2 pseudogenes are annotated in these 1,384 nt (G+C 74.9%); both read right to left on the bottom strand.

Going from position 1 to position 1,384, the window contains the following annotated elements:
- A pseudogene (locus tag E1265_RS36235) lies at window positions 1-441 on the bottom strand (hypothetical protein); the annotation flags it as partial.
- 324 nt (window positions 442-765) lie between these two features.
- Window positions 766-1,384, bottom strand: a pseudogene (locus E1265_RS37685) (restriction endonuclease subunit S); the annotation flags it as partial.

The raw sequence follows: 1,384 nt of genomic DNA, 5'->3' as shown, positions 1-1,384 counted from the left end.
GGCGGGCGCGACGGCGGGCGCGGGCTGGGGGTAGCCGTACGCCCCCGCGGCGTAGGGCGCTGGCGGCGGCGGTGCCGGGGGGTAGCCCGCCGGCTTGGCGGGGCGCGGGAAGCGGTCGGCCTGGACGGCGTGGATGGTCGCGGCGATGAAGTAGGCGAAGCAGTAGAAGCCGACGAAGGTGCTGTAGTTGTCGTCCATCTCGTCCGGCGTGTTCGCGACCAGGATGATCTCGGCGACGGTGAGCGCGCAGAAGAGGCCGAAGACGGCCCAGTCCAGGCCGCGGCGGCGGATCACGGCGAAGCGGAGCGACGGCACCCAGGCGAGCAGGCCGAGGGTCAGCGCCGGGACCGTGGCGAACGCGACCCGCACGGCGATGGCCTTGGCGCCAGGGCCCGCGGGCCGCCGTGGCGGCACGGGCATCGCGGATGGCGGGCCGTACATCCTCACTCCCCCCTCGGCGGCTGCGGGCAGGATCATATAACCAGCGGATAGATAACCAGCGGATCTCGCCCGACGGTCAGGTCCTGTCCGGGCGGTCTTCAAGGATCAGCCCGTGGCTCCCCCGGGCCTGCCGGTCTGGGGGGACCCCCTGCACGGAGTGCTCGGGGGGAGTGCCTCCATTCGCCTCGTTCAAGGCGCCCCACGCGGCGGAGCCACACATCGGCAGCAGCGCAGCTCATGCTTGGCCGTATTCGCGCGATTCCGTAACGCGGCGAGGTGCCGTAGCTGTCGTCGCGGGCCCGAAGAAGATCGCCCGGACAGGACCTAATCTCCCGGTGGCAGTGTGCCCTCGGTGAGACCGTCGATGGTGCCCTGGGTGAGCCGCCGGCCGAGCTCGCCGGCGCGGCGCAGGGTGGACTCGAACGCGGCGAGCTCGGCGAAGCGGCGGCCGTAGCGGCGCTGGGTGGCGAGCGGGAGCCTGGGCACCCGCAGGCGGCGGACGTCGACCCGGGTGGCGCTCGACGCGTAGCTGCTGGCCTGCCTGGTGTTGGCGGTGCCGCGCAGGAAGCCGGCGAGGAACCAGGAGTTGAGGGCCTCGGGGTCGGGGCGCAGCAGCCCGGTGTGCCGGTCGGGGACGGTGCCGCCCTCGTCGTCGCCGACCACCCGGGCCTGGCGGTCGCCGTCGACGAGTGGGACGAGGACGTCGCCCGGCCTGGTGGGCGGCGGCGGGTCGCCGGCCGCGGTGGTGAGGTGGAGTTCGAGGGCGCCGGCGCGGGCGAGTTCGCCGATGGTGACGGTGGACCAGTGCGGGCCGGGCGCGGCCTCGGTGGCGGACGGGGCGCTCGGCGCGAGGTCCTGTCCGCGCCGCAGGGTGGCGGTGAGCTCGCGGTGCAGGGCGGCGAGCGCGGCGGTGCCGCTGGTCTGGGCGGGCGGCGGCAGGTGG

It is taken from the genome of Streptomyces sp. 8K308, from assembly GCF_004348315.1.
Classification (GTDB): Bacteria; Actinomycetota; Actinomycetes; order Streptomycetales; family Streptomycetaceae; genus Streptomyces.
Note: the sequence above shows the minus strand (reverse complement) of the source record. Positions and strands in the feature narration are given on the sequence as shown.